A 24,337-nucleotide genomic window follows, 5' to 3' on the forward strand; every position below is an offset into this window, starting at 1 on the left:
GTTATTGCCTGCGTTGCGTGCCTTGTAGCTGACCTCTTTGCGGCCCAGCGCAAGCGCGAAATAAGTGTTAACAGGCCCTAGTCTGGCGCAGGCTTTATCCCCTGCGCCGTTTTCGTTTCCGCCGGACTATCTATCCGGAATGGAAACGTGATGTACCGGCCGTGATGTAACGGCCGGCTCCACGAAACCGGAGCCGTTAACAAAACCCAGTGCAACGGTGCTGGCAAGACGCGCGAAACGCAGACAGTACAAACGTACGGCAAGTGAGCGCAACGCTGCCAGCAGGGTTTTGTTAACGGCGCCAAAGTGCCGGAGTGTGCATCCGGCCGGAGTACTGTTGTGAACGATACCCTGAGAATCACGGAGATTTTCTTCTCCCTGCAGGGCGAGACCAGCCGCATGGGCCGCCCTACCGTGTTTGTCCGCCTTACCGGCTGTCCGCTGCGCTGTGGCTATTGCGACAGCGCCTATGCCTTCCACGGCGGCAAGACGGTGAGCTTCGACGAAATCATCGCCGAAATCCGCAAGCATCCCACCAACACCGTGTGCGTGACCGGCGGCGAGCCGCTGGCGCAAAAATACAGCCTGGCCTTCCTCAAGCGGCTGGCTGACGAAGGCTTTGACGTGAGCCTGGAAACCAGCGGCGCCATTGCCATCGATGAGGTTGACCCGCGCATTTCACGCATTGTCGACATCAAGACGCCCGGCTCGGGCGAGCTGGCCAAGATGCGCTGGGAAAACCTCGCTGCCATCCGCCCCGGCGATGAAATCAAGTTCGTGCTGTGCGACCGCGCCGACTATGAATGGGCGCGCGATCTGCTGCGCGACAAGGCGCTGACCGAGCTGGCGCCGGTGCTGTTCTCGCCGGTGTGGGAAACCCTGCCGCCGGCCGAGCTGGCGCAATGGGTGCTGGCCGACGGATTACCAGTGCGCATGCAAGTACAGTTGCATAAGATCCTGTGGGGTGAAAAACCGGGGGTGTAAGCGCATGGATCAGCAACACGACGACGCAGCCGCAGCACAGGCACCAACGCGGCTGGCTGCCTGGCGGCACCGGGCGCTGCATCTGTTCGATACGCTGTCTGCGCGCAGCCGCGACAACCTGGTGGTGTGGCTGGGCGCAGCGCTGGTCGGCCTGGTCTCGGTGGCGCTGGCCAAATCGGCCGAGTGGGCGTTCGAGGGCTTTGCCCGCCTGCATGCGCACTGGTGGTGGTGGCCCTTCATCAGCCTGCCGCTGGGCGGCGTACTCATCCGCCTGTTGATGACGCGCTACGGCCAGGGTGCCGAGAGCGCCGGCATTCCGCAAACCGTTGCCTCGATCAACGCGGCCGAGCGCAGCGACATTGCCAGCCACTTCCTAAACCCGCGCGTGGTCATCGCCAAGTTCGGCGCCATCGTGCTGGGCATAGGCAGCGGCTTCGTGATGGGGCGCGAGGGGCCGACGGTGCAGATCGGCGCCAGCATCATGTATAGCTGCCGCCGCTGGCTGAGCGATCAATCGGTGTCTTTCCACCGCCAGCTCATGGTGACCGGCGGCGCGGCCGGCATTGCCGCCGCATTCAACACGCCGCTGGCCGGCATCGTGTTCGCGTTTGAAGAGCTGACCCGCTCGGTGGAGGAGCGCACCAGCGGCAAGCTGATCGGCGCGGTCATCCTGGCCGGCGTGGTGTCGCTGGCCTTTCTGGGCAACTACACCGTGTTCGGCCACCTCAAGGTGCCGCCGTTTGCCTACACCATCTTCATTCCGCTCATCCCCATCGCCATCCTGACCGGCCTGATCGGCGGCCTGCTGTCGTGGCTGTGCGTGCACCCGCAGCGCTGGCTACCGGGCGCGGTGCTGGCCTGGCGGCTGCGCCGACCTTACCAGTACGTGATCATCAGTGCGCTCATCGTGGCCGCGCTGGGCCTGCTGGCGCCGATCTTTGGCAGCGGCGGGCCCGAAACCAGCGCGGCCATTGCCAGCGGCACGCCACTGCCGTGGTACTTTTTACCGGTGAAGTTTGCCGGCCTGCTCACCACCTTTTTGCTGGGCCTGCCGGGTGGCGTGTTTGCGCCATCGCTGTCGCTGGGCGCTGCTGCCGCCAGCTGGCTGGCCCCGCTGTTTGCCGACGACCTGCACACCAAGCTGATGGCGATCGGCATGGTGGGCATGCTGGCCGCCGTCACCCGCGCGCCGCTCACCGCCGCCGTGATCGTGATGGAAATGACCGATGGCCACGCCATGGTGATCTCCATTCTGGCCGCCAGCATGATTGCCGCCCGCGTCGCACGTCTGTTCAATACCCATCTATATTCTGAACTGGCTGCCCGCACGCTGGCGCCGTTCGGCTATCAAGGAAAACACCATGACTGACCTGAACCACGCCAACGGCAAACCCGCCGTCATCCTGCTCTCGGGCGGGCTGGATTCGGCCACCTGCCTCGCCATTGCCAAAAACAAGGGCTTTACCCCCTACTGCCTGAGCTTTGACTACGGCCAGCGCCACAATGCCGAACTGAAAGCCGCCGCACGCGTGGCCGCTGCGCTGGGCGCGGCCGAGCACCGCATTGCCCGCATCGATCTGGCGGCATTTGGCGGCTCTGCCCTCACCGATGCCAGCATCGCCGTGCCGGAAGACGGCGTGCACGAGGACGAAATTCCCGTTACCTATGTGCCGGCGCGCAATACCATCATGCTGTCGTTCGCGCTGGCGTGGGCCGAGGTGCTGAAAGCGGATGACATCTATATCGGCGTGAACGCGGTCGATTACTCGGGCTACCCCGACTGCCGCCCCGAATACATCTCCGCCTTCCAGGCCATGGGCCGGCTGGCCACCAAGGTAGGCGTCGAGGGCGCATCGCTCACCATCCACACCCCGCTGATCCGCCTGACCAAGGCCGAGATCATCGAAACCGGCACGGCACTGGGCGTGGACTACAGCCTGACCACCACCTGCTATCAAGCCGACGACGAAGGCCGCGCCTGCGGCGTGTGCGACGCTTGCCGCCTGCGCCGCGCCGGGTTTGACGATGCCGGCATCAAAGACCCGACGCGCTATCGCGCGGTCTGAGCTGCCAGCAAAACCCTGCCGGCTGCGGCACTCACCATTCGCCGCACGCCAGGCAGGCACAGCACGGTGGCCAGCGCCTTGCACCCTGCCCTATGGGGCACCAACAGCTGCATGCCCCTCCACCGTGCCAGCGGCATCACCAGCGCCATGCTGGCTGCGGGCAAGCCCGGCAACACCGGCTTCCCCGGCAGCTGACAGTGTGTCGATGCTTATGCCGAGGCAAAACAGCGCAAAGATGATCAGTCCGTTCCTGCTGCAGAACGGGCCAAATGATCTGCCAGCGCGGCGCTGGCACCGCGCGTTGTCTCGCCCTGAATATCAGGCACAAGGCAGGGCCAGCCCGGGGTTCCAGCCGGGCTGTCCGCAGCGCAGCTCCGGCTTGCGTGCACGCGCCGCAACACCTGCCCACGCCGGATTGTAGGCAAATTGACAAACAATCTGCAGCCAATTACCGTGCCAAACTGATTGTCAATTGAGTGCGCAATGACTTGATTGTTAATCAAACCGTTTTGTCTGTAATTTGTTCGTCACTCGAATCACATCATATTCATCCACCGGGAATCACCATGAAAAAGTGTTTTGCTCTGGGTTTGTTGCTGTTGTGCGGTCTGATGTCGAATGCATCTGCAATGGAAATCCGCTACTACCAGGTTTATACCGGCGGCGGCCAATCGTATTGCGATTGGGTATGGCCGGGTTCGGAATACTTTGGCGTGCGTCAGGGCTCTGGCCCTTATTACTACGTAGCCTGCAAGAAATAATCACACGCATCAACGGGCTTGTCATTGGCGCAATCAAATTGCGTCTGCTGCTGCCTGCTCGCCATTTGAATCACATCATTTTTATCCAAGGGAAATCGCCATGAAAAAATTCATTGCTCTGGGTCTGTTGTTGTGCGGCATGATGTCGAATGCTTTTGCTGAAACGCGTTACTATGAAGTGACTTCGGGCGGTGGCCAGTCGTATTGCGACGCCGTGTGGCCGGGTTCGCAATACAATGGCGTGCGCCAGGGCTGGAACAACTTCTATTTTGTGGCCTGCATGAAGAACTGATAGTTCGCACCATTAAAGCTTTGGCTGGCAGGATAGGGGTTTCATATCCTGCCGGCTTGCGGTAGCCGTATCCGGATACCGGCTTGCCCTGCAGGCCATATCCTGCCCGATATCCTTGCCATTTTCCGTAATCCGGATTCGAATCACGCTTTCTGCCATATGCATGGCGCCTTTCCTGCGCTTTTCAGGCGCGACCCTGCCTTTCCGGCAGGCAGCGGCCCATGCAGAATTCCCTGCCTGCTTTTTCGCAATAAATCTGTTTTTTCCTATTTCGGCAAACCAGTCAACCTGCCAAACGCAGCTCAGTTGTCTTTGCTTTCCAGATAATTGCGGCCGGGTGCACCCGGTGCATAATTTGGATTGTCGCGGCCGGGCATGCTCATGGGGGCGCGTGCGTTGGGTTTAATTGTTCTTTTTTGCAAGCCAGACCTTCAAGAAACCTGCGACCACCAATAAGCAGCCAATCAATACAATTGTGGCGCCAAGTTCTATTTGCATCAGAAAAATCGCCCAGAATCCGCCCAGGCAACCCAGCATCATGCCGTGAAAGGACCAAGCCAGCCCCCGGGATATCAGGTCAGGTGCAGATCTGGCCATGAGCAGGCGAAAAACCACGACAAGCGCAGTGAACAAAATCAGGCAGATTTGCATGAATCGCAATTTTTCATTCATTTACCGCCTCCGGCCCGGTGTTGGCCCAAACACTGCACTTGGTAGTGCCGCCCGATCTTTGCCGGGTGCGCCCGGGGCAAGACGGATTGCCCGGTTCTCTCGATATGGCAGTTGCCCGCCGGCGTGGGCGGACTGTATCGTTTTCCATGTAATATTGTTGGTGAAATGTAATCAACTGTAAACTTGTGAAGAACAACATCCTGGAAAAATGATCGCCATGAAGACTATTGTCATTGTCACCGTTGCTGCAATGCTGGCTGCATCGGCAGCCGCCCAGGCACGCAGCTGTACCCGCAGCGGGTCTTATATTTTCTGCGATGACGGAACCAGTTATAACGTTAGCGGCAACACCATCTACGACTCGAACGGACAATCCGCAACGCGAATCGGCAACAGTGCCTATGGTTCGGATGGCAGCGCCGCTCACCGCTATGGCAACACGACCGTCTATAGCGACGGGTCGACTTCAACCCGGATCGGCAACAATACTTACAATTCGGACGGCAGCGTGGATCGCCGGGTGGGCAACACGCTCTACAAGGGCGACGGGCAGGTTTGCACCACTTACGGCAACACGACCCGTTGCTATTGAGCGCCGCTGACAAAACCACGCTGGCGGCGTTACGCTCACTGGCCGTACGCCTTGTACTGTCTGCGTTTCACATGCCTTGCCCGCGCCGCTACGCCGGGTTTTGCCAGCGGCTCCGAGTGCTGCGCGGCAGCCAGCAGCCATGCAGGCTGCCTGATCAGGCTGGGCGAGCGTGCATGCCGCACAACGCGGCTTCAAGCTGATCCAGCACCCGCTCCGGCCCGGCTTCGTCGGCCATCTGCTGCGCCACGGCGCGGCATGCCCGATCGACTTCGGGCGAGGCCAGCAGGCGGGCCAGTTGTCGCTGCATGCGCCGGGCAGAGAGCCGCCGGGCCAGCAGCACCTCGGCCACGCCCAGACCTTGGGCGCGCAGGCCGTTGTCGAATTGATCATAGGCAAAGGGCACGATCAGTTGCGGCTTGCCGGCGCGCAACGCGGCGGCAGTGGTGCCGATGCCGCCGTGGTGCACCACCGCAGCCACCTGCGGCAGCAGCGTGCCAAACGGCACATGGCTTTGCCACAGTACGCCGGGTGGCAGGGCGGCGGGTACTTGCGCTGCATGCGGGGTGATAAACAGGCCGCGCCGCCCCAATCGCGCCAGCGCCTGTGCGGCCGCCTGGAAATAGCGCGCGGCATGGCGGTGGCCGGTGCCGGGGGTGAACACGATGGGCGGCGTGCCGGCAGCCAGGAACTGCGCCAGCTCGGGCGATAACGCGGGCGGGCTGATTCCGGCCGGGCTGACGAAATCTCCCTCGATAAAGCCGGCCGGCCAATCGGGCTGGGCCGCGGCAAACCAGTGCGGAAACAGGCCCAGCGATGCATCGGGCGCGCCCAGCATATGGTCGAAAAAATGCGCCACCGGCGGCAGCCCGCGCGCATTGCGGGCGGCATTGAGGCCGGGCAGCGTGGTCGGGTTGATCCAGCGTACATGGATCAACCGCCACAGCGCCTGCCGCCAGCGCAGCGGCAGCCAGCGCGGTATGCGCAGCGAGCCAGCGGTGAGCAGGTCATGGCTGCTGCACAGATTGGATGGCGCCAGATATGCGCACACGATGCGCAAATCCGGCCGGGTGGCCCGGGCCAGCACGGCCATGGGCACCAGCAGCGGGTGGCTGAGCATGACGCAGGGCTGGTCGGCCGGGAGGGTCTGCACCAGCTGGTGCAGCGCATGCAGATGCGGCGTCAGCCCCTGCCAGATCACGCCCCAGCCTTTGCGCTCGTGCCACAGGTCGGGATTGTCCAGCAGCGCCTGCCATTCGGCATTGCTGCCGTGGCTGTGGCAGGGTATGCCGGCCGCCTGCACCAGTGCTGCATGCACGCAGGGCGTGAACATCAAGACCTGATGCCCGCGCGCCAGCAGGCCCTGGCCCAGCGCAATGAAAGGCAGCATGTCGCCCGCCGTGCCGCTGGCGGCGATGATGACGAGCGGGGCGCTCTTGCGGGTGTCGGTCACGACGTCATGCTGCGGCTAAATCGCATCATCCAGCAGAATGCCCATCACCGCGGGCTGGCGCATGTCGTCGGGCAGCAGGTGAGCCATGCCGTTGCGGCTGATCCACTGGCACAGCAATGCCTCGAAGATTTCCACATTGCTCACCTCGTAGCCGGATTTTTGCCGCGTATCGTGGATCAGCTGCCGGGTGATCTCGATCGCGGCGTGCGGGGCGGTGGTGTCGTATTCGATGCGGTTGGCGCGGTCGCTGCCGGCGGCGGGGCGCGCCAGCCGGGCCGAGTGCGCCATGAAGGGCGACATCACCGGGCCGTAGCGGCGCAGGTGGTCCAGCATGGCCAGCATCCAGATGCTGCTGATCGACGGCACCTTGCGACGCAGGTGCACCACGGTTTCATCCGGCCAGCCCAGCTGGTGGGCATAGTCATTGGCGCGGTTCACCCGGTCGATGAACATTGCCTCGTAGGCGGGGTTCTGCTGGCGCTGGTCGGCAATCTCCTGCCGGCAGCGCTCCAGCGCCGCGCCAAAACTGGTGGTGACGGAAATCCGCGTGCGGGCCGGGGTGGTGGTCGAGCTCATGGGGGCGTGCCGTTCTGATAGCTGGCCGCATCTTAGCGCAAAAGTACGTAATAGCTGCAAGTCATGCGGCCCGTCATGGCCATGTCGCCAAGCCGGGACAGATGGTATGTTTTTATAAAACCCCTTCAAAAGCAATATGTTGGCTTATAAGCGATGTGGACGATGCGCCCGTAATCACTACACGCAAAAATGTGTAGTAAGGGCAGCACGACACTGCAGCTGTGCCGTTGCATGACAAGCTGCCGGCCACCTGGCTACTGACAAGCAGGGCGAGGCTCCCTCGCGGCGGCGAGGGCGGGGGGCGTGGAATAAAGACAGGGGAGCACCGCTGCTTCACCTTCAGACCCCGGTGAGAACCCGGCTTGGCCGGGTGCTTGATGCCGGTTGATCTACACATGACGGTCGAGGGGGCAAACAGGCTCGGAGAGGCGGCCATGTACTCAAGTGCTTGAACTGCAAAGGCCTAGCTCGTGCCGCTGGCGAGCGGGGCGAGGCTCCCTCGCGGCGGCGAGGGCGGGGGGCGTGGAATGAAACAGGGGAGCGCCGCTGCTTCACCTTCAGACACCGGTGAGAACCCGGCTTGGCCGGGTGCTTGATGCCGGTTTAGCTACCAATGACGGTCGAGGGGGCAAGCAGGCGCTCACAGCCCTGCACTTTTCTCCAGCGCCGGGTTGCCATCCAGATACTTGAGATTGAAGCGGAAGGCGCTGATGCGCCAGTCGCCATCCTGCCGGATCAGCGCCAGATCATAGCTGCCGACAAAGGTACGGGTGTTCTGTCCGCTGGGGTTGGGCAGGTAGTGGCTGGCGGTGCCGTAGCAAAACGCCTGTGCCTCGTCGCCCTGCACGCTGATGCGCAGGTTGCCGATTTGATGATGCACGGCGATCAGGTGCTTGAGGCCGCCCTGCCATGCAGCGGTAATCTGCTGCGGGGTTTGCTGCCCCGGCGCGCCGCCGCCCACCGAGGCCATGTCCAGCAAGACCTGATCGGCCAGCACGGCGTGCACGGCCGGCCAGTCGCGCCGGTCGGTGGCGTTGAACAGCTCGGTAATCACATCGCTAATGCGGCTCTTGGCCAGCAGGGATGCCAGATCGCTCATGCTCGGGTTCTCGCGTGGGTGATTGTCGGGCAACGCAAGGCGCTGCCCGCAGGGGCCGGTCAGGCCGCAGGCCGCACCAGCTTGAAGGCATGGTTCCATTGGCCATCCAGAAAGCCCGGTATGCACCACAGCATGCACAGCGGCTCGATGGCACGCGCGGCTTCAACGTGGCCCAGGTCCTGCGCATCCCAGCCAAACTGGGTAAGCAGGCCGCTCACCGTCTGCTTGGCGTGACCATCGTTGCCACAGATGAACATGGTGGGCAGGCCTTCGGCAAACTGCGGGTTGACCATGACCGGGCCGCCCACCGAGTTGAATGCCTTGACGAAATTCGCCTCGGGAAACGCATGCTGCAGGATTTCCAGCTGCGAGCGGTTCAGGTCGGTGTAGAAACGCAGCACGCCGTTGACCGGCGGGGCGTCGGAAATCGGGTTGGTCACGTCGATCACGGTCTTGCCGGCCAGGTTGGATGCACCGGCCAGCGCCAGCGCATCGAGTGCCACGCTGCCCTTGACGGCCAGCACCACCACCTCGCCAAAGGTGGCCGCATCGGCAAAATCGCCCACGCTGCTGCCCGGGTGCTCGGCCACCCAGCCGGCCAGCCGCGCCGGATCACGCGTGCCCAGCCTGACTTCATGGCCGTGCCGGTGAAAACCGGCTGCCAGTATGGTGGCGACGTCGCCCGATCCCAGTACGCCTACTTTCATGCCTTGCTCCTTCACGCGCCTGCCTGCGGCCGGCGCTGTGGCCGGCATCGCGGGCAGGCGCTGCCTGTGATGTTTTATGTGCCGGGCAGCTGCGCCGACGCTCTGATCAACCCTGCGCGCCAGCGCGCCGCCGGGCGTGGGCCCGGTGGTGGCTGGCGTCATACGCCGGCGTATCAAACGCTAGGGTATACACGAGGCTTTCTTGATCCGCTAGCTTGCCGCAGGCTTTTGTTGTGAATCAGCGCGCATAAGTGGCGGTGAACGTGGCCGAGGCCAGCGCCTGCTGCGCAATCGCTTTGCTCAGGCGCTCCGGGCTGTCGTCTGGCTTGGCCGCCAGTTGCTCGACCTTGAGCGCGTAAATGGTGAAGTTGTAGCGGTGCGGCTTGTCGCCGGCCGGCGGGCAGGCGCCACCCCAATACTGGCTGCCGGCACTGGTCTTGCCCTGCACCGCGCCGGGCGGCAGGCCGTTGCCCTGATAGTCGCCGGCGCCGCTTTTCAGGCTGCTCACGCTGGCGGGCAGGTTGTACACCACCCAGTGCCACCAGCCGCCCTGCATGGGGGCATCCGGATCATGCACCACCACCGCAAAGCTTTTGGTGCCAGCCGGTGCGTTCTGCCAGCCCAGATCGGGAGACAGGTTCTGCCCGCGGCAGCCATCGCCATAGGCCACCTGCTTTTGCCCCAGCTTGCTGCCGGCGGGTACATCGGTGCTGGTCACGCTGAATTCGGCCGCGTGCGCGGCAGCCAGGCTCAGGCCGAAAGCGGCGCTGCACAGCAGGGAAGAGACGAGATTGCGCATGGTGTTTTGCTCCGTGGGGTGGACGGTGCAAATCTAACCGCGCCGCGCGGCGGGCAATCGCCGCTGGCGCGCAGTGTTGCGCTGTTGGCGCTCAATGTGTGCGGTGGCGCGCCTCGACTGAGGTACTGCCGAATGCAAAGGGTGTTGGCAGCCACAGCAGCAGGTTTGGCAAGGGTGGGCGCACGCCACTGACGAGCATCAGCGAGGCTCCCTCGCGGCGGCGAGGGCGGGGGGTGTGGGATAAATCAGCAAGCGCCGGTGTTCCATTTGCCCAACAACGCGAGCGCCGGGCTATGCCCGGAGCTTGATGCCGACACATGCGCAAGTAACGCTCAATCGGGAAAAAGGCGCGGCGGCGAGGGCGGGGGTGTGGAATGAAGCAGGGCGAAGGGCGCTGTTTCGTTTTCAAAAACCGTTGCGCACCCGGCGGTGCCGGGGGCTTGATGACGGTGGGCGCAACCGCAACGGGCCGATCAGAAACTCGCCCGCAGCGCCGTCGGCGTCAGCCCGAAGCGCGCGCGGAAGGCCTCGGTAAAGCGCGACGGTGATTGATAGCCGCAGGCCTCGGCAATGCGCGCAATGGCTGCGCCGCCGTGCATCACCATACCCAGCGCGCGATCCATGCGGGCGGCGTTGAGGATGTCGCTGAACGAGGTATCTTCATTCACCAGCCGGCGGCGCAAGGTGGCCTCGCTGGTGTTGAGCTGGCGCGCCACCGCGTCGATGCGCCAATCCTGCGCCGGGTCGCCCGCCACGATCCAGGTCACGCGCTCGCGCCAGCCACCGGGCTCGGCCAGCAGCAGCTCGCGCGCCACGCCCTGGCGCGCCATGGCCAGCCACAGTGCTTCCCAACGGTGCTCGATCAGTGCGTGATCCAGCTTCGAGACACTGGGCAGCATGATCTGCGCCGCGTAGTCGTGCAGCGCCTTGCGGCAGTTGTCGTCCGGGGTGAATACCGGCGTGGCATCGATCTGCTGCGGCAGCACATCGGCATAGCGCTGCTGAAAGCCCTGCAGCAAGGCGCTGCTGCCGCAAATCACCAGCGCGGCGAAATAGCCGCGCTGCGGGTCGGGCACATTGGTAAAGCCCAGCTCGCTGCCGGCCGGCACGGCGATCCAGTCGCCGGCGCGGCACACGTGCTCGGCGCCGCGAAACACCAGCCGCTTTTCGCCGGCCAGCACCGCCACCAGGCAGGGAATGAAATACGGTGTGCGTTGCACGCGCACCTGGCGGTGAAAGCGGAACAGCGCCGCACCGCCGGAGAAACTGCGCTCGGCCAGATGGCCGGCTTGCAGCAGGGAATCGAGTAGGGCCGCGTGCATGGATTTACACTGAAAGAATTGAAGGCCGGGCTGTCACATCACCGCAGGCAGATGCGACCAGACTACACAACCCGTCTTTTACTTCCAAGCGAGGCCGCCATGCGTGCAATGCATATCGTCCGTGCCGTGCTGCTGGCCACACTGGCCGGCCCGGCGCTCGCCAGCGGCGCGTGGCAGGCCTATGAGCGCGGCGATTACGTGCGTGCGGCGCAGCTCTACCGGCTGGAAGCCGGCAGTGGCGACCGTCTGGCCGCCTTCAACTACGCGATGATGTTGCGCAGCGGCCAGGGCATGCCGGCCAATGCCGTTGCGGCGCGTTACTGGCTGGATATCGCCGCGCGTGCCGGACTGGCGCAGGCGCAATACGCGCTGGGCCTGCAGTATGAAAACGGCGACGGCGCACCGCGCGATCAAGCCGAGGCCACGCGCTGGTTCGAGCGCGCGGCGCGGCAGGGGCACCGCGATGCGCAAGTCAGCCTGGCCACGCAGTATTTTCTGGGCCGGGGTGCGCCGCACGACATGGTGCTGGCCGCACGCTGGTATCGCAGCGCGGCCGAGGGCGGCGACATGGCCGCGCAATATATCCTTGCCACGCTGTATGAACGCGGCGACGGCGCACCGCGCAATCTGGCGCTGGCACGCTACTGGTACGCCGCCGCCGCGCTGCAGGGCGACCCGGTGGCGCGGCTGCGCGGGCAGGCGCTGGCGCACTGAAGCCATCCAGCTGCTGCAGCTTGATGCCTGCGCACGTCGCCCCCAGCTTGCCCTCATCAACCACGGGAATCCGCCATGAAAATCGTATCCGCCATTGCCGCTGCCGCCGTGTTGCTGGCCTGTGGTCTGGCCCATGCCGAAGAAATCGGCTCGGTCGATACCGCCTTCCAGCTGTTGGGCCCCGACCACAAGGTGGTGGTCGAAGCCTTCGACGACCCGGCCGTGCAGGGCGTGGCCTGCTATATCTCGCGCGCCAAAAAAGGCGGGCTGAAAGGCATGGTGGGGCTGGCCAGGGACCCGTCGCGTTTCTCGGTAGCGTGCCGGCAGATTGCGCCGCTCAAGTTCACCCACCCGTTGCCGGCCAACGAGGAAGTATTCAGCGTGGGGGCGTCATTCGTGTTCAAGCACGTGCGCGTGGTGCGCATGGTCGACCCCAAGCGCAATGCACTGATCTACCTCACTTATTCCGACAAACTGATCGACGGCAGCCCCGACAACGCCGTAACTGCCGTGCCGGTGCTGGATCAGAAGATACCGGTGAAGTGACAGGGGCTGTGGTGCAGGGCGCAATGCGTCTGGCGCGTTGCGCCGCACATGCGCTGCCTTGTTCAGTTGCCGCGCTCGAGCGGTAAATGAATCAACACATGGTTCAGCAGTTTCGCCAGGCTCTGCGGCAGCGGCTCGGTCCCGGTTTCGATCACGCAATCTGCTTGCAGCGGCGCTTCATAGGGTGCGCTGATCCCCGTGAATTCAGTAATCGAGCCAGCGCGCGCCTGCTTGTACAGCCCTTTGGGATCGCGCCTTTCGCAGGTGGCCAGATCCGCTGCGATGTGAATTTCGTGGAAGGGCAAGCGGCAACATTGCCGCGCCCGTTCACGGTCTGCGCGATAGGGCGAAATGAACGCCGTGATGCAGATCAGGCCCGCGTCGGCGAACAGCGCTGCAACTTCACCCACACGGCGGATGTTTTCGCTGCGGTCTTGCGGGCTGAAGCCAAGGTTGGCATTCAAGCCGCGCCGCAGGTTGTCGCCGTCGAGCACGTAGCAGGAATACCCGCGCACCATGAGTGCTTGTTCCAGCGCCATGGCCAGGCTGGATTTGCCGGAGGCCGACAGCCCGGTCAACCACAGCACCGCACCGCTGTGGCCGTAATGCGCCTGTCGGTCGGCGGTGGTTGGCTTGTGTGCAACCTCGGTCAGATTATTTTGCATGGACCTCATTGCCCGTCGGCGTTGTCGGCGTCAGCCACCATTCATGGGGGTCGGCCACCCTCCGGAACCCGTTGATGGTCAACCCTGACTCCTGCGGCACACACAGCAGGTTAGCCGAGACGAGGCCGGGAAATACGTTCCGAGCCGCTAACAAAACCCAGTGTAGCGGCGCAGGCAAGGCACGCGAAGCGCAGGCAATACAAGGGGAGTACGGCCAGTGAGCATAATGCCGCCAGCAGGGTTTTGTTAGCGGCTCTCGGTGCATTGCGCGCTTGGTTGTCCGGATTGTATAGCGGCGGCGGGGCCGTGGAATCAAACAACCCGCAGGGCGTAGCAAGCGGAGCGCTTTGCGCCCTGCGCGGGCTGCGCACCACTGATGAGCGAAAGCGAGGCCCCCGCGCGGGGCGGGGGCGTGGCATCAATCAGGGAGCACCGCTGTTTCAGTCTCGGCAACCGGTGCCAGGTACCGCAAGTGGGCAGAGCGGGTGCTCAGCGCTGCATCCCCAGCGGCACCGGCTCGTGCGGGTTGGCCGGGTCTGCATCGCCGTCATCCGTGCTGCGGCTCAGGCCATACCAGTTCACCTTGCGGGTAATCACCATCACCACTGCCAGCAGGCCGAACAGCACCAGCGAGCCCATCAGCAGCGCCATGTCCTCAGACTGCAGGATGCCGAACAGCACGCCATACAAGGCGGCCAGCAGGGCCGAGAAACTCAGGCCGCGTTGCCAGCCGGCCATCACGTGGCTGATGTAGTAGCCCAGCAGCGCAATGGATGCGCCGGCTGCCAGCCAGTAGGCGGCGGCAAACGGCAGATGCTCGGACAGCGACAGCGTAAGCATGAAGAACAGCGCCAGCGCAAAGCCCACCAGACCGTATTGCACCGGGTGCACGCGCAGGCGCTTGAGCACTTCGGTCAGGAAGAAAGCGCCAAAGGTCAGCAGCAGGAACAGCTCGGCATACTTCACCGTGCGCTCAACCAGCGCATAGCGGTCTACCGGGTCCAGCATGCGCACGCCAAAGCTGCCCACGCCCAGTTGCTCGCACTCCTTGTCGGCAGCGGCGCAGCGCGCCAGCTTTTCGTCGGTCAGGCCGGTGGCCCAGTCATTGGCCTGCCAGGTAGCGCTGAAGCTGTTGTCGGTGGTGTTGCGCTCGGCCGGGGCCAGCGGGCCGACAAAGCTCGGGTGCGCCCAGTCGCCGCTCAGCGCCAGGCGGTTGGCCTTGGCCACCGGGGTGATGTTGAGCGTTTCGGTGCCCGACAAGCCCATGTCCAGCGCAAAATCGACCGCTTGCGGCGTTTCCTGCGTGCCACCCTGCAAGGGCGCATTCACGCCGCTGCCCAGCCAGGCCTGCTTGCTGCCGGGCAGAAAGGCCAGCTTTTGCCCGCCCAGCTGGCCGGCGATGGTGCCGAGACCACGCACGTCGGTCACGCCCACGGTCAGAAACGGCTGGCCCCAGGCATAGGCATAGCGCTTGCCGTCCACCTCGCCGCGCCGCTCGATATCGGCACGCCCCGGCAAGGTAAAGCGGCCGGTGAGCTTGAGGCCGGATTTGTACACTGGCGCCTGAAAAATGCCGCGCTTGAGCATGTTCACCTGCAGCTTGCCATTCACATCGAGCTGATCGGGCTGCACGATCAGGCGCTGCGCGGTTTCCGGGCCGGCGGTCCATTCCTTCACCGCCTTGCCGTTCTCGGTGCGCTCGGTCAGTGTCCACTCGGTCACCCAGTAGGGCACCACCAGAAACGGCCCGGTCAGCGTTTGCGCGTGCGCGGTATGGTCGGCGATTTCGGCCACTACCGATTGCGCGCGTTGCTGTCGCTCGTACACCAGCGAGCGCACCATCGATAGCGCCGCCATCAGGATGAGCACCAGCACCCCGATGGCAAACAGTTTGAACGCCAATGCATTTTTCATTTTGCTTCTCCTTTGCGGGATCACCCCGGACATCGCCACGATGCCGACGGGATATGGAGAAACGGTGGGGGATTGATGGAGCGTGTGTGGGGAGGGTGCGCGCCAGGATCAGGCCGGCAAAGACAAGGTCGCCCGTACCCCGCCGCCTGGTGCGTTATCCAGCGCCACGCTGCCGCCATGCAGTTCGGCAATGGTGCGCGTCAGCGCCAGCCCCAGCCCGGTGCCCTTGTGCTGGCGCGCCGGCCCCGGCAGCGAGTAAAAGCGCTCGAACAAGCGCGGCAGCGCGTAGTCGGGGATGGCCGGGCCGTCGTTCCATACCGACAGCTGCCAGCCGCGCTCGTGCAGCGCAGCGGTGATGCGAATCTCGCCGCCGTCCGGCGTGAAGTCGCAGGCGTTTTGCAGCAGGTTGCGCAGCGCCTGCTCCAGCAAGAAGCGCTCGCCCGTGACTTGCGCATCCGGCGCGATCTCCACCGTCACGCGGCGTTGCTGCAGTTGCGGCGTCAGCGCCGCCAGCACGGTGTGCGCCAGCGTGGCCAGCGGCACCGGCTCGGTCTCGCTCAAGGTATGGCGTGCCTCCAGCCGGGCCAGATCGAGCAAGCGGTCAACGATGGCCTGCATGCGCGCCACTTCGGACTGGATGTGGCCAACAAAGCGCGCGTGGCTGGCGTCGTCCAGCGGGTCGGCCAGCAGCTCGGCCGAGCCGCGTATGCCGGCCAGCGGCGATTTCAGCTCGTGGGTGAGCGCATGCACGTATTCCTCCACATAGCGCTTGCCCTCCAGCCGGTCGCGCATTTCGCCCAGCGCCGCCGCCAGCTGGCGCAGCTCGCGGTTGGCGGCAAAGGCCGGCACCGGGGCGGGCTTGCCGTCGCGCACCTCGTGGGCAAACGCGGTCAGCCGCGCAATGCCGCGCGACAACCACCACGAGAACACCGCGCCGGCCAGCAGCGCCACCAGCATCAGCAGCAGCCCGGCGCGCCACAGCTTGTCGCGCGCGCGATCGATATACGGTTGCATGGCGGTATTGGGCTTGGCCACGGTGAGCACGCCCACGATGTGCCCCTGGTCGATGATGGGCGCGGCGACATACATCACCGTCGATTCGGGGTCATACGCGCTCACCGCGCTGGTGCGTGCGCCATACTGGCCGCGCAAGGTGAGATACACATCGCGCCACTGCGAATAATCCATGCCCACGGCCGCGCCGCTGGAATCGAGCCGCACGATGCCGTGCGCGTCGGTCACATACACGCGCAGATCCAGCTTGGTCTTGTCTTGCCCCCACACGCTGGCGTGCGGCGCACGCTGCAGATAGGCGGCAATCGCCGCAGAAAAGCGCCCCTGATCCAGCCGGCCGGCCACGAAATCGGCGCGTATCATCTCGGCCAGCAGGTTGCTGGTGTCTATCATCACTTCCTCGGCCGACTGGCGCACCGCAGGCTTGATCTCGTCGCGCACCAGCGTCAGTACATACCAGCCGGTGAGCCCGGCAAACAGGAAGTACCCGAGGAAAATACGCAGGCTGAAGCGCATTACGGCGCACTCAGCGCATAGCCAAAGCCGCGATGCGTCTCGATCGGGTCGGCCGCTGGCGTGATCTCGCGCAGCTTGGCGCGCAAGGTCTTGATATGGCTGTCTATGGTGCGCTCGAAGCTGTCCTCGGCCGCTTCGCCCAGCGCATCGAGCAATTGCGCGCGGCTGTACACGCGGCCCGGCTGCGCCAGCAGCAGCGCCAGCACATTGTATTCGGCCGGCGTCAGCGCCAGCCGCCGCCCCTGATAACTGATACGCCGCCCGGCCACATCATGCTCGAAACGCGCACCGGCCGTACTGGCCTCCCCTGTCACGGCAGACACTGCAGCTGGCGCGGCCGGCCGCACCCGCTTGAGGATGGTCTTGACCCGCGCCGCTACCTCGCGCGGGCTGAACGGCTTCACCACATAATCATCCGCCCCCAGCTCCAGCCCCACGATGCGGTCCACCTCGTCTGCCCGCGCGGTGAGCAGCAGTACCGGCAGCTCCGAACTGCGCCGCAAGCGCCGCAACAGCTCCAGCCCGCTGCCATCGGGCAGGCCGATATCGAACACCGCCAGATCAAAGCCCCCCGCCGCCAGCAACGCCTCGGCCTGCGATACCAGACTCACCCACTGCACCTGCATGCCCTCGCGCTGCAGCGCAAACTGCAAGGTGTCGGCAATGGCGGCTTCGTCTTCGAGCAAGAGGATGGCGGGCGGGTTGGACATCAAGATGACCCCGGCGGGCGATGCAGGTTATAAATGACCGGCCCATGATGCCAGACTTGGCACACCAACTCACCCCGAGAGCGCGACCGATGGCCCAGCAGCAGGCAGCCGACTTTAACGAATGGCACGATGTACTGGCCGGGCTGGTGGCGGCGCTGCGCAAACGCGGTTTGCCCGAGCCCACCATGCAGCTGGTGGAGCGGATGCTGGGCAATATCCAGCCCGCCGACTGGCATTTTTCCGCCAGCGAATGGCGCTACCGTGGCGATTTCAATGCATGGGAAAAGCTGGCGCGTGAGTTGCTCAAGTCAATAGACGAAACCACGCTGGCGCAAGTCGTCAGCCTGACCTTTTTCGCCCATGCCCAGCTCACAGACCTGCTGGATATGCGCAGCAATTCACTTATCTACGACGCGGACTTTACCGGCAGCCCCCATTCTCCCAAGTTGCTGCGGCAGGCGCTGGTGTATCTCACGTTTTGCTACAACGGGTTGCTGGTGGCTGCCACCCGGCGCAAAGCAGTACTGCGTGATACCGAAGCACTCGGCATCCTGAACACGATGAAGCGCGCGCTGCTGCGCTGGGCGGCCGCTTATGCAGCCGAGCCGGACATCCCGTTCAAGGCCATCCTGGCTTGGCTGGCCGATCACCGTTTCAGCGCCCAAACCCAGGCTCAAGCGTTGTTGCAGACCATCTCTGCCACTCTGTCCTTGATTCCCGCGAGCGGTGCTGCCGAGCGGCGCTATATTGCGCACATGCAGGGCTCGGTCGAAAAACTGCTGCAAACACTGGTTGAGTCACCGATATCCGTCTCGAATGCGCTGCAACCGCTCGGCACTCCTTACCCTGCGGCCAGTTTTCACAAGGACTGGGATGCACTCATACGTGCGCCCATGACTGCGCTCAACTTCACGCGCATCAAGGGCAGTACGTCCCGGTGGATCAGACCACAAGGCACGCAATGGCTGGTCGTTTTATTCCACCCCGGCAGCTGTGGCTGGAGCAAATGGGGTGGCGGTTCGTTCAGCGCCAGCTTCTACCTGTGTGGCGAGCCACAGTTCAAGGACACGACGCCGAAGCAATCGCTGCATTTCTTTTCCAGTTACACCGACGCGGAATTCGCCGCCTTCCTGCAGCTGAACGAGGTTGCACGGTGCAAGATCAAGCGGCTGGAATTCCCGGCCGGGTTTGAAAAAACCATGCATGAGTCGACCGTGCTGGATTTCGAGCGCCATGCAAATCAACGCTACCCGGGCGCAGTGCAGCCCGATTTCCACTTCTACGACCCGCAGGAACTGGCCGACTGGGCCGCAGCCCTGCTGCCCACGCTGGATGCCAAGCTGCAACAGGCCGTTGCCGCCGGCCCCATCTAGGCGGCACACACGCCGCAGCACCGGTACTACTACGATTGCCAGTGTCATCGGCATCGCCTACCCTCGCGGCTTTGCCGCGTACCGGAACTACCCATGCCTGCCACCCGCTCCCACCTCCTGCCTTTCAAGCTGGCGCCGCTCGCGCTGGGTGCACTGGCGCTGTTGAGCGCGGCGTCCGCCGGCATGGCGGCGGATCAGCCGGCCAGCGCGGCCAGCAGCAGTGAGGCGGTGCAGCCGCTGCCCAATGTGCTGAACGACCTCTACCCGGAAGACAGCGAGGCCGCGCCGGTGGCCAGCGCAGTCGAATCGGTGCCCACCCCCACGCCGCAACCGCAGGCCACCCCGGTGCCGGCGTTGACGGCGGCGCAGGGCAAGGCGCTGTTGCTCAAGCTGCTGCCGGCCAGGATGCCGGATCGGCAAGGCTGGGCCGACGATATTTTCGATGCCTTCACCGCGCTGAAAATCCCCTACACGGCCGAGTATTTCTGCGCGGCCAATGCGGTGATCGAGCAGGAATCATCGTGGCAGGGCGACCCGACCGTGCCGGGCCTGCCCAAGATCGTGTGGGACAAGATCGGTGAGAAAGCGGGGGCCAAACATATCCCGCTGATTGCGGTGCAGACTGCATTGCTCAAGACCTCGCCCAACGGGCAGAGCTACAAGAGCCGCATCGACAACCTGCGCACCGAGCGCGAAATGAACGCCATTTTCGAAGACCTGGCCAATGACGCGGCGCGGCTGGGCCTGTCGATGAACATGAACAACCCCATCCGCACCGGCGGGCCGATGCAGGTGAGCGTGGAATTTGCCGAGGCGCACGTGCGCGCCTGGCCCTACCCGTACAAACTCACCCGCAGCGTGCGCGACACCGTGTTCACCCGCCGGGGCGGCACCTACTTCGGCATTGCCATCCTGCTGCAATACCCTGCGCCGTACAGCGACATGGTGTACCGCTTTGCCGACTTCAACGCCGGCCGTTACGCCAGCCGCAATGCCGCCTTCCAGGCTGCACTGGCCAAGGCCAGCGGGCAGAAGATCGATCTGGACGGTGACTTGCTCAGCTATGTGAACGGCGCACCCAGCAGCAAGCCCAGCGATGTGGAGCAAGCCCTGTTCAGCATTGCCGGCCCGTTGGGCATGAGCCGCGACGCCATCCGCCGCGACCTGCTGACTGAAAAGCTGTCGCCCTTCGGCCAGAGCGAGCTGTACCGCAAGGTATTCACGCTGGCCGAGAAAAACGGCAAACCCCTGCCGCGCGCCGTGCTGCCGGAAATCCGCCTGATCAGCCCCAAGATCACCCGCAAGCTCACCACCGCATGGTTTGCCGAGCGGGTGGATGGGCGGTATCAGGCTTGTTTGGCGCGGGGGAAATGAGCCTGCGTTGAATCGAGGTCGTCGAGGTCGCAGGGCGCAACAAGCGCAGCACGTTGCGCCGCATGCGACACCAAGAATGCCTCCAGCTTGGCGACGCAAATGCTACGGCGCAATACGCTGCGCTATTGCACCCTACGCCAGCTACGCTGGCACGACCATCCTCGGCCCGGAAGCAGGCGGTCGAGTAGGGCGCAATGAGCTTGGCGAATTGCGCCGCATGGGACGCCGCCAGCGCTCACTGCGCCGTCAGCGGCGCACGCTTCACCGGCAATTGCATGCCCACGCCCACGCGGTTGAAGGCGCTGATCACGGCTGCGGCATAGGTCAGCGCCACGATTTCGACATCGCTGAAATGATCGCGCAGCGCGGCAAAGTCGGCTTCGGCAGCGTGGGCGCTGTCGATGCGGGCCAGTGCTTCGGCCCAGTTCAGCGCGGCGCGTTCTCGCTCGCTGTAGAAATCGACTTCGCGCCAGCTCACCAGGCTGTTGATGCGCTGGAAATCCTCGCCGCCCTTGAGCAGATCGCGTGCGTGCATGTCGATGCAATAGGCGCAGCCGTTGATTTGCGAGATGCGCAGGTAGATCAGCTCGGTCAGCTGGCCGCCCAGCACTTCTTTGGCGGCGGTGCTGGTCTGCACCAGACCGGCAAGGGCTTGCGGGGCGAGGGTGCGGTGGGAAAGACGGGCTTCGGTGCTCATGGCGGGGTCCTTGGTTGGCGCAGCAACATGCTGCTTTGGAGCCACACACAAAACCCTGCGGGCTGCGTTACGCTCACTTGCCGTACAGCGTTGTACTGTCTGCGTTTCGCGTGCCTTGCCAGCACCGCTGCGCTGGGTTTTGTGTGTGGCTCTTCATCCATAAGACGATGCACGCCGAACACTTGTGACAATCCGGGCGATTTTTCTTCCCCGTGTGTGATGGCCAGCAGATACGGCGCAATACGCTGTGCTATTGCGCCCTGCGCCGGCGCGATGGCACGACGGTGTTCTGATCGGCAACAGGCGGTGATGGGTAGGGCGCAATAAGCAACGCGCATTGCGCCGCACAGACTGGTGGCTTCGCGCCGATAGCCGTTGGATATGCCTGCCACTGTCCTCGTGTGTGATGACCCACAGATACGGCGCAATTCGCCGCGCTCATTGCACCCTACGCCAGCACTACGTCAGCGCGGTATTTCCGGCCTCAGCCGTCACCTGTTCCCGCAGCGCCTCCACCAGCACCTGCACCTTGCGTGGCCGGTGACGGGCGGCGGGGAAGACGGCGTAGATGCCGCCGCGCGGCAGCTGCCATTGCGGCAGCACGGGCTGCAGCCGGCCAGTGGCCAGATCGTCGCGCACGGCAAAGTCCGGCAGCATGGCCAGCCCGCCGCCGGCCAGCGCGGCGGCGCGCACGCCATAGGCGGTGTTGGCGCCGAAGCCGGCCGCAAAGCGCTGCGTGTGCTGCGCATCGCCGCGCGTAAAGGTCCAGCTCAGTGGCTGCGGCAATACCGATAGCGCAATGAATGGCCAGTCGGCCAGATCGGCCAGCTGTTGCAGCGCAGGCCGGGCCTGCAGCAGCGCCGGGCTGGCCACCAGCACGTGGTCGAAACCGCCGATACGCACCGCCTGGTGGTTGGAATCAGGCAATACGCCCAGCCGTATCGCCACGTCGATGCCTTCACCGACCAGATCGAACATGCGGTCGCCCGCCAGCAGCTCGATTTTAAGCTCCGGGTGGCGCTGGCGCAGCGCCACGCACACAGGTGCAATCACGGCGGCGCCGTAGTCGATGGGTGCGGTGATGCGCAGGCTGCCGCGCAAGGTGCTGCCCTCTTGCGCGGCATCATCCACGGCGGCTTCGATCTCGCGCACGATGCGCCGGCTGGCGTCATAAAACGCCTCGCCCGCCTCGGTCAGCCCCAGCCGGCGCGTGGTGCGCAGCAACAGGCTGACGCCCACTTCGTGCTCCAGCCGCTGGATATGCGCGCTGACCATGGTCTTGGCCAGCCCCAACCGCGTGGCGGCGGCGGTGATCGAGCCGGCCTCGACCACGGTGACGAACACCAGCAGGCGGTTGAGGTTGATTGCAGCAAGATTGGCCATGCAATTGCGCACTTTAAGTGGACAGTTATTGCATGTTTGTACGGCTTATCACGCCCAATGTGCAAGCCTATTCTGGCGTCATGTACCCCAAGGAGAACGACATGACTGCCCAAGCCCTTGCCGCCGTAGCCCTCACCGCCGCCCTGGCCCCTGCCCTGGCCGCCCCCGTGGTTGAATACCGCACGCTGGATGTCGATGGCATCCAGGTGTTCTACCGCGAGGCCGGCAACCCGAATGCGCCCACCGTGCTGCTGCTGCACGGCTTTCCGTCGTCGTCGCAAATGTATGCCGGGCTGATCGATGCGCTGGCCGATCAATACCACCTGATCGCCCCCGATTATCCTGGCGCCGGCCACACCCAGATCGGCAAGGACGTGGCGTTCAAGCCCACCTTCGACAACCTCACCCGGGTGATGACGCGCTTTGTCGAGCTCAAGGGCCTGAACCGCTTCGCGCTTTACATGCAGGATTTCGGCGGCCCGGTGGGGCTGCGCATGGCCAGCCAGCACCCCGAGTGGATCAGCGCACTGGTCGTGCAGAACGCCAATGCCTATGACGCCGGCCTGTCGGACGAAATCCGCCACAACATCAGCAGCACCGCCGCCGGGCTGAACGCGCAAACGCGCCCGGCGCTGGAGGGCATTACCAGCGCCGAGGGCGTGCAGTTCATGTACCGCACCGGCCTGCGCCAGCCGCAGCGCGTTGGGCCAGAGGGCTGGACCACCGCACTGTGGGGACTGCAAAACCCGGCCAACCGCGAGATCCAGATGCGTTTGATTGCCGACTATCACACCAATCTGGCGCTCTACCCGGCCTGGCAAGCCTATCTGCGCGAACGGCAACCGCCCACGCTGGTGGTCTGGGGCAAGAACGACCCGCTGTTCACCGCCGCCGGCGCGCTGGCCTATGGCAAGGATGTGAAGCAGGCAGAAATCCACCTGCTGGATACCGGCCATTTCGCGCTGGACGAAGAAACCCCGGCCATCGCCGCGCATATGCGGCGGTTTCTGGCGGGCTTGCCGGCTGGGAAGTAAAGACCGTGCACCTGACGGTACGGTATGGAGATCAGGCACGGTGGTTCAAGTACGGACCGCCGTGCCTATTCGAAGCGTTTATTAAGGCCCAGTGCAGCGGTGCTGGCAAGGCACGCGAAACACAGACAAAATCCGGCCGCACGGCCAGTGATTAACGCAGCCAGCAGGGTTTTCGCGACTCTAAAGTTCAAGCGCCCTGCAGCGCCGCCAGCTTGTCCGGATTGCGCACGTTGTACATTGCGGCGATGCGCTCATCCCTGATCACGAAGACGATGGCCGAGTCGATGCGGCCATCGAGATAGCGCAGCAGCGCCGGTTCGCCATTGATCTGCGCATGGCGGTAGTGCGCAGTGCCCGTGCGGTTGGCGGCCACGGCCCGGTACAGCCGCGCCAGCCGCTCGGCGCCGTGCAGCGGGCGCAGGGTGGCGTAGACCTTGCCGCCGCCGTCCGAAGTGAGCACCACATCGTCGGTAAACAGCGCCTGCAGGGCGGCGTGGTCGCCACGCAAGGCGGCGTCGGCAAAGGCATCGAGCAGGCGGATGTGCGTAGCGCGTTCCACCGTGTGGCGCGGCGTGGCGTCGTCCAGCCGCTTGCGCGCGCGGGAGACGAGCTGGCGCACCGCAGGCAGCTTTTTGCCAAGGATGGTGGCGATTTCGTCGTAGTCGCAATCGAGCACTTCGCGCAGCAGAAACGCTGCGCGTTCTTCCGGCCCCAGCCGCTCCAGCACGGTCATGAAGGCCAGCCCCACGTCGCCACGCAGTTCCAGCGCCCATTCGGGCGAAGGGGCGCAGTCGGCCAGGGTTTCGGTCAGCAGCGGGTCGGGCAGCCAGGGGCCCACATAGCTGCTGCGTTCGCGCTTGAGCACGCGCAGCCGGTCTATCGCCAGCCGCGTGGTGACGGTGACCAGCCAGGCTTCGGGCGTGGCCACGGCGTGTTGCGAGGCATCGTGCCAGCGCAGATAGGCGTCCTGCACCACGTCTTCGGCATCGGCGCGCGTGCCCAGCATGCGGTAGGCCAGGCCAAACAGGCGGGCGCGGTGCAGATCGAACGGATCGCGGGGCAGGTTCAAGCGGGTCT

At 64.4% G+C, this 24,337-nt stretch carries 25 protein-coding genes; 11 read left to right on the forward strand and 14 right to left on the reverse strand.

Features of this window, described 5'->3' with window-relative positions; translation table 11 throughout:
* The first annotated feature begins 339 nt into the window (after nt 1–339).
* From queE to B9A19_RS05210, 5 genes are all read left to right on the forward strand, one after another.
* Nucleotides 340–984 (forward strand): 7-carboxy-7-deazaguanine synthase QueE, encoded by a 645-nt coding sequence (gene queE, locus B9A19_RS05190; RefSeq protein ID WP_084089597.1) that lies wholly within the window; start codon nt 340–342, stop codon nt 982–984.
* Nucleotides 985–988: 4 nt separating this feature from the next.
* Nucleotides 989–2,353 (forward strand): chloride channel protein, encoded by a 1,365-nt coding sequence (locus B9A19_RS05195; protein WP_084089599.1) that lies wholly within the window; start codon nt 989–991, stop codon nt 2,351–2,353.
* The gene (gene queC / locus B9A19_RS05200; RefSeq protein ID WP_084089602.1) at nt 2,346–3,050 is read left to right on the forward strand and encodes a 7-cyano-7-deazaguanine synthase QueC; all 705 of its coding nucleotides are present in this window, start codon (nt 2,346–2,348) and stop codon (nt 3,048–3,050) included. The genes B9A19_RS05195 and queC overlap by 8 nt, the downstream gene beginning before the upstream one ends.
* A gap of 566 nt (nt 3,051–3,616) precedes the next feature.
* The gene (locus B9A19_RS05205; RefSeq protein ID WP_084089604.1) at nt 3,617–3,811 is read left to right on the forward strand and encodes a hypothetical protein; all 195 of its coding nucleotides are present in this window, start codon (nt 3,617–3,619) and stop codon (nt 3,809–3,811) included.
* A gap of 100 nt (nt 3,812–3,911) precedes the next feature.
* Nucleotides 3,912–4,103 (forward strand): hypothetical protein, encoded by a 192-nt coding sequence (locus tag B9A19_RS05210; RefSeq protein WP_084089607.1) that lies wholly within the window; start codon nt 3,912–3,914, stop codon nt 4,101–4,103.
* 402 nt (nt 4,104–4,505) lie between these two features.
* On the opposite strand, the gene B9A19_RS05215 is transcribed toward B9A19_RS05210, so the two are convergent.
* Complete coding sequence (locus B9A19_RS05215; protein ID WP_139798665.1) at nt 4,506–4,775, reverse strand: hypothetical protein; 270 nt, start codon at nt 4,773–4,775, stop codon at nt 4,506–4,508.
* A 217-nt stretch (nt 4,776–4,992) separates the two neighbouring features.
* Between B9A19_RS05215 and B9A19_RS05220 the strand changes: the two genes are divergently transcribed.
* The gene (locus B9A19_RS05220; RefSeq protein WP_217806990.1) at nt 4,993–5,367 is read left to right on the forward strand and encodes a hypothetical protein; all 375 of its coding nucleotides are present in this window, start codon (nt 4,993–4,995) and stop codon (nt 5,365–5,367) included.
* Nucleotides 5,368–5,521: 154 nt separating this feature from the next.
* On the opposite strand, the gene B9A19_RS05225 is transcribed toward B9A19_RS05220, so the two are convergent.
* The 6 genes from B9A19_RS05225 to B9A19_RS05250 form a co-directional block, all read right to left on the reverse strand.
* Entirely contained in the window at nt 5,522–6,817 is a 1,296-nt protein-coding gene (locus tag B9A19_RS05225) for a glycosyltransferase (protein ID WP_217806991.1), read from the reverse strand.
* 15 nt (nt 6,818–6,832) lie between these two features.
* A complete protein-coding gene (locus B9A19_RS05230; protein WP_084089612.1) occupies nt 6,833–7,393 on the reverse strand; it encodes a hypothetical protein in 561 nt (186 codons plus the stop codon).
* A 640-nt stretch (nt 7,394–8,033) separates the two neighbouring features.
* The gene (locus B9A19_RS05235) at nt 8,034–8,492 is read right to left on the reverse strand and encodes a nuclear transport factor 2 family protein (protein WP_176216791.1); all 459 of its coding nucleotides are present in this window, start codon (nt 8,490–8,492) and stop codon (nt 8,034–8,036) included.
* 59 nt (nt 8,493–8,551) lie between these two features.
* Nucleotides 8,552–9,199, reverse strand: coding sequence for an NADPH-dependent F420 reductase (locus B9A19_RS05240; protein ID WP_084089883.1), 648 nt, complete (start codon nt 9,197–9,199; stop codon nt 8,552–8,554).
* Nucleotides 9,200–9,437: 238 nt separating this feature from the next.
* Nucleotides 9,438–9,998 (reverse strand): YbhB/YbcL family Raf kinase inhibitor-like protein, encoded by a 561-nt coding sequence (locus B9A19_RS05245; protein ID WP_084089617.1) that lies wholly within the window; start codon nt 9,996–9,998, stop codon nt 9,438–9,440.
* A 473-nt stretch (nt 9,999–10,471) separates the two neighbouring features.
* On the reverse strand, nt 10,472–11,320 hold the full coding sequence (locus B9A19_RS05250; protein ID WP_084089619.1) for a helix-turn-helix transcriptional regulator: 849 nt from the start codon (nt 11,318–11,320) through the stop codon (nt 10,472–10,474).
* A 99-nt stretch (nt 11,321–11,419) separates the two neighbouring features.
* Here B9A19_RS05250 and B9A19_RS05255 point away from each other — a divergent pair, with 99 nt between their 5' ends.
* Together B9A19_RS05255 and B9A19_RS05260 are read left to right on the forward strand one after the other, a co-directional pair.
* The gene (locus B9A19_RS05255; protein WP_245804277.1) at nt 11,420–12,034 is read left to right on the forward strand and encodes a tetratricopeptide repeat protein; all 615 of its coding nucleotides are present in this window, start codon (nt 11,420–11,422) and stop codon (nt 12,032–12,034) included.
* A 75-nt stretch (nt 12,035–12,109) separates the two neighbouring features.
* Nucleotides 12,110–12,580, forward strand: a complete 471-nt coding sequence (locus B9A19_RS05260) for a CreA family protein (protein ID WP_084089622.1) — start codon at nt 12,110–12,112, stop codon at nt 12,578–12,580.
* Nucleotides 12,581–12,642: 62 nt separating this feature from the next.
* Here B9A19_RS05260 and cysC read toward each other — a convergent pair whose 3' ends face one another.
* The 4 genes from cysC to creB form a co-directional block, all read right to left on the reverse strand.
* Nucleotides 12,643–13,254, reverse strand: a complete 612-nt coding sequence (gene cysC / locus B9A19_RS05265; RefSeq protein ID WP_084089625.1) for an adenylyl-sulfate kinase — start codon at nt 13,252–13,254, stop codon at nt 12,643–12,645.
* Between the two features lie 480 nt (nt 13,255–13,734).
* Nucleotides 13,735–15,159, reverse strand: a complete 1,425-nt coding sequence (creD, locus tag B9A19_RS05270; RefSeq protein WP_176216792.1) for a cell envelope integrity protein CreD — start codon at nt 15,157–15,159, stop codon at nt 13,735–13,737.
* A 108-nt stretch (nt 15,160–15,267) separates the two neighbouring features.
* Entirely contained in the window at nt 15,268–16,689 is a 1,422-nt protein-coding gene (creC, locus tag B9A19_RS05275) for a two-component system sensor histidine kinase CreC (RefSeq protein ID WP_084089631.1), read from the reverse strand.
* On the reverse strand, nt 16,689–17,399 hold the full coding sequence (creB, locus tag B9A19_RS05280; protein WP_084089634.1) for a two-component system response regulator CreB: 711 nt from the start codon (nt 17,397–17,399) through the stop codon (nt 16,689–16,691). The genes creC and creB overlap by 1 nt, the downstream gene beginning before the upstream one ends.
* Before the next feature lie 89 nt (nt 17,400–17,488).
* Here creB and B9A19_RS05285 point away from each other — a divergent pair, with 89 nt between their 5' ends.
* Both B9A19_RS05285 and B9A19_RS05290 read left to right on the forward strand, forming a co-directional pair.
* A complete protein-coding gene (locus B9A19_RS05285; RefSeq protein WP_084089637.1) occupies nt 17,489–18,772 on the forward strand; it encodes a hypothetical protein in 1,284 nt (427 codons plus the stop codon).
* Nucleotides 18,773–18,865: 93 nt separating this feature from the next.
* Nucleotides 18,866–20,146: a DUF1615 domain-containing protein gene (locus B9A19_RS05290; protein ID WP_084089639.1), complete on the forward strand. Its 1,281-nt coding sequence runs from the start codon at nt 18,866–18,868 to the stop codon at nt 20,144–20,146.
* Between the two features lie 235 nt (nt 20,147–20,381).
* On the opposite strand, the gene B9A19_RS05295 is transcribed toward B9A19_RS05290, so the two are convergent.
* Both B9A19_RS05295 and B9A19_RS05300 read right to left on the reverse strand, forming a co-directional pair.
* Nucleotides 20,382–20,843, reverse strand: coding sequence for a carboxymuconolactone decarboxylase family protein (locus B9A19_RS05295; protein ID WP_084089641.1), 462 nt, complete (start codon nt 20,841–20,843; stop codon nt 20,382–20,384).
* A gap of 459 nt (nt 20,844–21,302) precedes the next feature.
* Nucleotides 21,303–22,226 (reverse strand): LysR family transcriptional regulator, encoded by a 924-nt coding sequence (locus tag B9A19_RS05300; RefSeq protein ID WP_084089644.1) that lies wholly within the window; start codon nt 22,224–22,226, stop codon nt 21,303–21,305.
* Between the two features lie 101 nt (nt 22,227–22,327).
* Between B9A19_RS05300 and B9A19_RS05305 the strand changes: the two genes are divergently transcribed.
* Nucleotides 22,328–23,260, forward strand: a complete 933-nt coding sequence (locus B9A19_RS05305; protein WP_139798666.1) for an alpha/beta fold hydrolase — start codon at nt 22,328–22,330, stop codon at nt 23,258–23,260.
* 187 nt (nt 23,261–23,447) lie between these two features.
* Here B9A19_RS05305 and sigJ read toward each other — a convergent pair whose 3' ends face one another.
* Nucleotides 23,448–24,329 (reverse strand): RNA polymerase sigma factor SigJ, encoded by an 882-nt coding sequence (gene sigJ, locus B9A19_RS05310; RefSeq protein ID WP_245804279.1) that lies wholly within the window; start codon nt 24,327–24,329, stop codon nt 23,448–23,450.
* Nucleotides 24,330–24,337: the final 8 nt, after the last annotated feature.

It is taken from the genome of Andreprevotia lacus DSM 23236, from assembly GCF_900176275.1.
In the GTDB taxonomy this organism is placed as follows: domain Bacteria; phylum Pseudomonadota; class Gammaproteobacteria; order Burkholderiales; family Chitinibacteraceae; genus Andreprevotia; species Andreprevotia lacus.